The organism is Streptomyces sp. NPDC017993, assembly GCF_044328065.1.
Taxonomy (GTDB): Bacteria; Actinomycetota; Actinomycetes; order Streptomycetales; family Streptomycetaceae; genus Streptomyces.
In genome coordinates this window covers 529,474-536,060 of sequence record NZ_JBIRGO010000003.1, presented here as the reverse complement: position 1 = coordinate 536,060, position 6,587 = coordinate 529,474, and the positions used below count along the sequence as shown (strand labels likewise).

Genomic DNA, 6,587 nt, shown 5'->3' with positions numbered 1-6,587 from the left:
GGGTTCACCCTGGAGGCCGACAAGCTGGAGCGGCTGGCGCAGGCCGGCGGCACCGCCGCGTCCTCGATCGCGGAGGCGGTCAAGGACGCCGACGTCGTGATCACGATGGTGCCCGCCTCGCCGCAGGTGGAGGCCATCGCCTACGGCCCCGACGGCATCGTGGACAACGCCAAGCGCGGGGCGCTGCTGATCGACATGTCCTCGATCACCCCACAGACCTCCATCGACCTGGCCAAGGCCGCCGGCGCCAAGGGCATCCGGGTGCTCGACGCCCCGGTCTCCGGTGGTGAGGCCGGCGCGATCGAGGCCGTACTGTCGATCATGGTCGGTGGCGAGCAGGCCGACTTCGACGCCGCCAAGCCCATCCTGGAGGCGCTGGGCAAGACCATCGTGCTGTGCGGTCCGCACGGCTCGGGCCAGACGGTCAAGGCCGCCAACCAGCTGATCGTCGCCGTCAACATCCAGGCCTGCGCCGAAGCGGTCGTGTTCCTGGAGAAGTCCGGCGTCGACCTGGCCGCCGCCCTGGACGTCCTCAATGGCGGCCTGGCCGGCTCCACCGTCCTGACCCGCAAGAAGGACAACTTCAAAAACCGGGACTTCAAGCCCGGCTTCCGCATCGACCTGCACCACAAGGACATGGGCATCGTCACCGACGCCGCCCGCACCGTCGGCGCGGCCCTGCCCGTCGGCGCCGTCGTCGCGGGCCTCGTCGCCTCCCTGCGCGCCCAGGGCGACGGCAACCTCGACCACTCCGCCCTCCTGCGCGGCGTCGAACGCCTCTCCGGAAACACCACCGAAAGCTGAGTTCCATGGCGGCGCAGCGCGTTCCCGCCGTACAGGCGGCCGTCCGGATCATGAAGGACGAGGGCGTCGACATCGTCTTCGGCCCCCCCGGTGCCGCCCTCCTCCCGCTGTACGCGGCGATGAGGAGGGCCGGCGGCATCGAGCACTACGCGGTGCGCCACGAGGAGGCCGCCGCCCACATGGCGGACGGCTGGGCCCGTACGAGCGGCGGCCGGGTCGGCGTCGCCGCGGTGGCCGCAGGCCCGGGGGCCGCGCGGCTGGTCACCGGTCTGTACGCGGCACGGCAGGACGAGGTCCCGCTGGTCTGCGTCACCGGTCGGCCGGCGGACGGTCCGCGCCGGAGGTCCGGCGCGCTCCGCCAAGGAGCCGGCGATCCGCCGGATCTCGTCCGGCTGGCCGGTCCGGTCACCAAACGGGCGGAGCGGATCGAGGATCCGGCGCGGATTCCGGGGGCCTTTCGCGAGGCGTTCCGGATCGCGCGGGAGGGGCGGCCGGGTCCGGTCCTGATCGATGTGCCGGCCGATGTGGCCGCTGCGGAGATCGGTGACGACTCCGGGGCCGGCCCGGTCCTCGACTTCCGGTTTCCGCAGTCGGCTGCCCGGCCGACGGCCGACACCCGGCCGGACGGGCCGCGGCCCGACGGCGGGGCGTTCCCGGTCCTGGCGGAGATCGACAGGATTCTCGGCGCGGGCTCGGCGTCGGACCCGGCGGTCCACGTCGTCAGCGGTTCGCCGGGCGCCGCGACGGCGGTGGGCGCGCCGCGGCGCCTGCACCACCTCCGTACGGGGACCGGCCTGCCCGGCTGGGAGGTGCCGGCCGCCATCGGCGTCCGCAAGGCCCTGGAGTCCCGGGGCGAGCGGGACGCGGAAGTGGTCGCGGTCATCGAGGGTCACGGCCTGTCGTTCCTGGCCGAGGAGTTGTCGGGCGCGGCGCGGTACGGCGTGCCCCTCGTCCTGCTCGTGCTCACCCCCGGTCGCCCCGGTACGGCCTCGGCCACCGGCGGTCACCCCCACCACGTTCCGGTCGGCTTTCCGGACGAGCAGCTCACGGACCACGTGAAGCTCGTCGAGGCGTACGGCTGCGCAGGCCGCGGCCTCGCCGATCCGGCAGATCTCCGCTCGGCCATCGAGTGGGCCCGCAAGGAAGCCGTCTCCACGCGGCGGCCGGTCCTCGTAGAGGTTCCGGTCGCGCGCGGGGTGCCGGCGTCCGGCGGCCCGGTCGCCGGTGCCGTGCGGGAGTACAGCTTCGGGCCCTGAGGGGCCCGGAGCCCGGAGTTTCCGGGCGGCGGCTGCGCTGACACCTGTCCTGTCGCGCCCAGGCGTGGCCGCCGTCCGGAACACCATCCAGCTTTGTTTCAACAAACTGTTGACGTTTGGTCGGAGCTCTTCTTACGCTCCGACATGCGGAAGCCAACTTCCGCGCTCTCGTACGGAAGGTCACCATGTCGAAGCCCACGCCGACGGCGCGCGTTCTCACAACGGAGGCTGGAGCCCCCGTCGCCGACAACCAGAACTCCTCAACCGCCGGCGTCGGCGGCCCGATCATTCTCCAGGACCAGCACCTGCTGGAGAAGCTCGCGCGCTTCAACCGCGAGCGCATCCCGGAGCGCGTCGTGCACGCCCGTGGCTCCGGCGCGTACGGCTACTTCGAGGTGACCGACGACGTCACCGGCTTCACCCGTGCCGACTTCCTGAACACCGTCGGCAAGCGGACCGAGACGTTCATCCGCTTCTCGACCGTCGCCGACAACCTCGGCGGCCCGGACGCGGCCCGCGACCCGCGCGGCTTCGCCCTGAAGTTCTACACCGAAGAGGGCAACTACGACCTCGTCGGCAACAACACCCCGGTGTTCTTCATCAAGGACCCGATCAAGTTCCCCGACTTCATCCACTCGCAGAAGCGTGACCCCTTCACGGGCAAGCAGGAGCCGGACAACGTCTGGGACTTCTGGGCGCACGCCCCCGAGGCCACCCACCAGATCACCTGGCTCATGGGCGACCGCGGCATCCCGGCCTCCTACCGCCACATGAACGGCTACGGCTCGCACACCTACCAGTGGACGAACGCCGAGGGCGAGGCCTTCTTCGTCAAGTACCACTTCAAGACCAACCAGGGCATCCGCTGCCTGGACGCCGAGCAGGGCGCCGAGCTCTCCGGCACGGACCCCAACAGCCACCAGACCGACCTGCTGCAGTCCATCGAGCGGGGCGTGTACCCCTCCTGGACCCTGTACGTGCAGATCATGCCGGCGGCCGAGGCGGCGGACTACCGCTTCAACCCGTTCGACCTGACGAAGGTCTGGCCGCACAGCGACTACCCGCTGCAGCGCGTCGGCCGGCTGGTCCTGGACCGCAACCCGGACAACGTCTTCGCCGAGGTCGAGCAGTCCGCGTTCTCGCCGAACAACTTCGTCCCCGGCATCGGTCCCTCCCCGGACAAGATGCTCCAGGGCCGGCTGTTCGCCTACGCCGACGCGCACCGCTACCGCCTGGGTGTCAACCACACCCAGCTGCCGGTGAACGCCCCCAAGGCTGTTTCTGGTGGCCAAGCCAACAACTACGGCCGGGACGGTCTGATGGCCGCCAACGCCTACGACCGGCGCGCGAAGAACTACGAGCCGAACTCCTACAGCGGCCCGGTGCAGACGAACGAGCCGCTCTCGGCTCCGCTCGCCGTCGCCGGCCACGTGGGCACCCACGAGGCCCCTGCGCACACCAAGGACGACGACTTCTTCCAGGCCGGTGAGCTCTACCGGCTGATGTCCGAGGACGAGAAGAACCGGCTGGTGAACAACATCGCCGGCGGTCTCTCCCAGGTCGGCCGCGACGACGTGATCGAGAAGAACCTCGCCCACTTCCACGCGGCCGACACGGACTACGGCAAGCGTGTGGAGGCCAAGGTCCGCGAGCTGCGCGAGGACTGACGGGAGGTCAGCATCCTTGCGCATCCGTACCGGTCGGCCCGTTGAGGGGTGGTCGGCCGGTACGGAGAGGTAGTGCGGAGCTCCGCGGCATCCGGGGAGCAACCAGTGCGGTGGCAGCACTCACCCGGTAAGGACGGGTGAGTCACTCCCCCGCCGCGGAGCCCGCCTCCTCCACGGCCCCCACGGGGGCCTCACCTCTCTTCCACTGCTCCGTCCGGTGGTGCGATGTCCTGTCGCGCCCATCTTTCGCGCTGCCGGGCGGGAACATCTCGCACTGGGCCCGGTATCCGTACGGTCACGGATAGCGGGCCCGGTGTGCGTTCCGCCCCCGGTCTCGCCAGCGCGCGAAACCCCGGGCAGGCCCGCTCCTTCGGGCGTGAGCGGCGCGCGCGGGTCCCATGCGCGCCGTGCGGGAGGCCATGTGCGCTTCGCGCTCCCCCACTTTCTCGCCCGACCTGCGGCTCTCTCCGTAATTCCGCCCACGCCGCCGGGTTTTGGAGAGACGATGGGCGACAGCAGAGAGCCGTCCTGTCTGCCGACCTACCCGCCAGGAGCCGACCATGGCCGACAGTGTGCCGGTGCGGTGCCCCACATGCCGCCGCGAGAACGCCTTCACCCCGCCGACCTTCCCGTGCGCGTGCGGTGCCCCGCTGACCATGCCCGTGCTGCGCGGCGGGGTCCCCGTCGAGATACTCCACCGCACCTGGCAGGCATCCTGGGTCGAGGTGCGCTGCGACGTCTGCGGGCGCCAGGACGAGTGGCCGGCGCCGGAGTCCGGCTGTGTGTGCGGCACGGTCGTGCGCGTGCCCGTCGTCCCCGCGCCCACACCGCCGCCACCACCCGCCCTCCCGGCCGTCGGGTCCCTCGACCTCACCGGCCTCCTGCCGGCGGCCGCACCGAACGCGCGGCGCGCCGTGCTGCGTCCCGCCTTCCATCCGGTCACGATCCGCACCGCCCGCGACTGCGTGACGGCCGCCGGCCAGTATCTGAAGTGGCTGGGCTACACGGACGTCACCCGCACTCAGGAGCGCACCGCCTCGGGTGTGGACCTGCGCGGCACCGGGGTGGTGGCACAGGTCGACCCGACCACCCACGCCACCGAGCTCCGCGAGATCGAATGCGTCTGGCTCAACGGCCTCAACGACTCGGCCATCGCCGTCTTCTTCTCCCTCGCGGGGTACGCCCGTGACGCCCGCTCCCGCGCGGACGAGCTGCACATACCGCTGTTCGTCATGGATCTCACCGGCACCCCGCAGCCGGTCAACGACCCGGCCGACGAACTGATCAAGTACGGGGCGCCGGGCCGGTGACCCCGTCGGGCGGCGCAGGACCGTCCACGACGGCCGCCGCGCGCCCCGCAGAACGGCGAACGACGGCGCATGGCGCACCGAGGAAACCCGGTCGCCCGACCCGACCGGACCGGTGACACTGGCCGGATGACCATTCGCACGCCGTCCCCCGCCGACCTGTCGGCGTTGCGCGACATCGAGCGGGCGGCTGGAGAGCCGTTCCGTGCACTGGGCATGACCCGGATCGCGGACGACGACCCGCCGTCCGTACGCCGGTTGACCGACCACTTGCAGGCGGGGAGGCTGCTGGTCGCGTACGAGGGGACCGGCGGCGACGGTACCGGCGGACGGCCGGCCGGCTATCTGCTGTGGGACCCGGTCGACGGCTGCGCCCATATCGAGCAGGTGTCGGTCCACCCCGAGTACGCCCGCCGCGGGATCGGCCGGGCCCTCATCGACCGGGCGGAGCGGGACAGCGGGCTGGGCGCCCTCACCCTGACCACCTTCGCCGAGGTGCCGTGGAACGCGCCCTACTACCGCCGGCTCGGCTTCCGGGTGCTCGACGACGCCGCGCTCACCCCCGGGCTGCGGGCCATCCGCGCGCACGAGGCGGCGCTCGGCCTGGACGCCTGGCCGCGGGTCTGCATGCGGCGGCAGTCGGACACTCGATGAGCCTCCGCAAGGGACGCCGTTGACGGGACGCTTCGCCGGCGGTCGTACGCAGGCCCCAAGTCGCCCCCGGCCGACCGCGTCTCGTCGATCAGGCCGCCGCACCGCCGCCCCTCAGCCCGCCCGCACGACCGCCGGCGCCTGACCCGCCGTCGAACCCCCGTCGACCGCGACCTCGGCGCCCGTCAGGAAGCCGGCGGCGTCGGAGGCGAGGAAGGCGACCAGGCCGGCGACGTCCCGTGGCAGGCCGATGCGGCGCAGGGCGACTGCGGGGTGGTTTCCGGCCCCGGCAGGTGGGGCGATGCCCTCCACCATCGGGGTGTCGATGATCCCCGGGTGGACGGAGTTGACCCGGATACCGTGCTCGCCGAATTCCAGGGCGGCGACTTTGGTGAGGCCGCGCAGACCCCACTTGGAGGCGCCGTAGCCGCCGGTGCGGGCGATACCGGTGAGGCCCGCGATGGAGGAGACATTGACGATCGCGCCCCCTCCCGCGCGGATCATCGGCGCACGCACGGCCCGCATCCCGAGGAACGGCCCGACAAGGTTGACGCGGAGGGTCTCCTCGAAGGCTTCGGGACTCTCCTCGTGCAGCGGCAGGGAGCGGAACACCCCCGCGTTGTTGACCAGAATGTCGAGCCGTCCGAAGACCTCGCGGGTGGCATCCACGGCGGCGGCCCAGTGGGAGGCGTCGGTGACATCGAGGTGGACGTAGTGCGCCCCGGCGCCGATCCCCGCAGCCACCTCCCGGCCCAGGTCGTCCCGTACGTCGGCGAGCACAACCCGTGCGCCTAGGCGGGCGAAGAGCCGGGCCGCCTCGGCGCCCTGGCCCCGGGCGGCACCGGTGATGACAGCGGTCTTTCCCTCAAGACTGAGCACAAGCCCTCCAGCGGATCGTCCGG

At 72.0% G+C, this 6,587-nt stretch carries 6 protein-coding genes; 5 read left to right on the top strand and 1 reads right to left on the bottom strand.

Going from position 1 to position 6,587, the window contains the following annotated elements:
- The 5 genes from ACH4FH_RS07445 to ACH4FH_RS07425 all read left to right on the top strand — a co-directional run.
- Nucleotides 1-804: 2-hydroxy-3-oxopropionate reductase (locus tag ACH4FH_RS07445; protein ID WP_398554776.1), on the top strand; the 804-nt coding region annotated here is incomplete at its 5' end.
- A gap of 5 nt (nucleotides 805-809) precedes the next feature.
- Complete coding sequence (locus tag ACH4FH_RS07440; RefSeq protein WP_398554775.1) at nucleotides 810-2,060, top strand: thiamine pyrophosphate-binding protein; 1,251 nt, start codon at nucleotides 810-812, stop codon at nucleotides 2,058-2,060.
- 185 nt (nucleotides 2,061-2,245) lie between these two features.
- Nucleotides 2,246-3,727 carry a catalase gene (locus ACH4FH_RS07435; protein ID WP_398554774.1) on the top strand — a complete coding sequence of 494 codons (1,482 nt, stop codon included), beginning with the start codon at nucleotides 2,246-2,248 and terminating at the stop codon, nucleotides 3,725-3,727.
- Nucleotides 3,728-4,287: 560 nt separating this feature from the next.
- Complete coding sequence (locus ACH4FH_RS07430) at nucleotides 4,288-5,037, top strand: hypothetical protein (RefSeq protein ID WP_398554773.1); 750 nt, start codon at nucleotides 4,288-4,290, stop codon at nucleotides 5,035-5,037.
- A 126-nt stretch (nucleotides 5,038-5,163) separates the two neighbouring features.
- Nucleotides 5,164-5,688 carry a GNAT family N-acetyltransferase gene (locus ACH4FH_RS07425; protein WP_398554772.1) on the top strand — a complete coding sequence of 175 codons (525 nt, stop codon included), beginning with the start codon at nucleotides 5,164-5,166 and terminating at the stop codon, nucleotides 5,686-5,688.
- Between the two features lie 111 nt (nucleotides 5,689-5,799).
- Here the strand turns inward: ACH4FH_RS07425 and ACH4FH_RS07420 are convergent, their stop codons facing one another.
- Entirely contained in the window at nucleotides 5,800-6,564 is a 765-nt protein-coding gene (locus ACH4FH_RS07420; protein ID WP_398554771.1) for a glucose 1-dehydrogenase, read from the bottom strand.
- Nucleotides 6,565-6,587 lie beyond the last annotated feature (23 nt).

Excerpts from the sequence above, each read along its gene's own strand:
- ACH4FH_RS07440 (WP_398554775.1), top strand. The coding sequence starts at position 810 with ATGGCGGCGCAGCGCGTTCCCGCCGTACAGGCGGCCGTCCGGATCATG.
- ACH4FH_RS07430 (WP_398554773.1), top strand. The coding sequence starts at position 4,288 with ATGGCCGACAGTGTGCCGGTGCGGTGCCCCACATGCCGCCGCGAGAAC.
- ACH4FH_RS07435 (WP_398554774.1), top strand. The coding sequence starts at position 2,246 with ATGTCGAAGCCCACGCCGACGGCGCGCGTTCTCACAACGGAGGCTGGA.
- ACH4FH_RS07425 (WP_398554772.1), top strand. The coding sequence starts at position 5,164 with ATGACCATTCGCACGCCGTCCCCCGCCGACCTGTCGGCGTTGCGCGAC.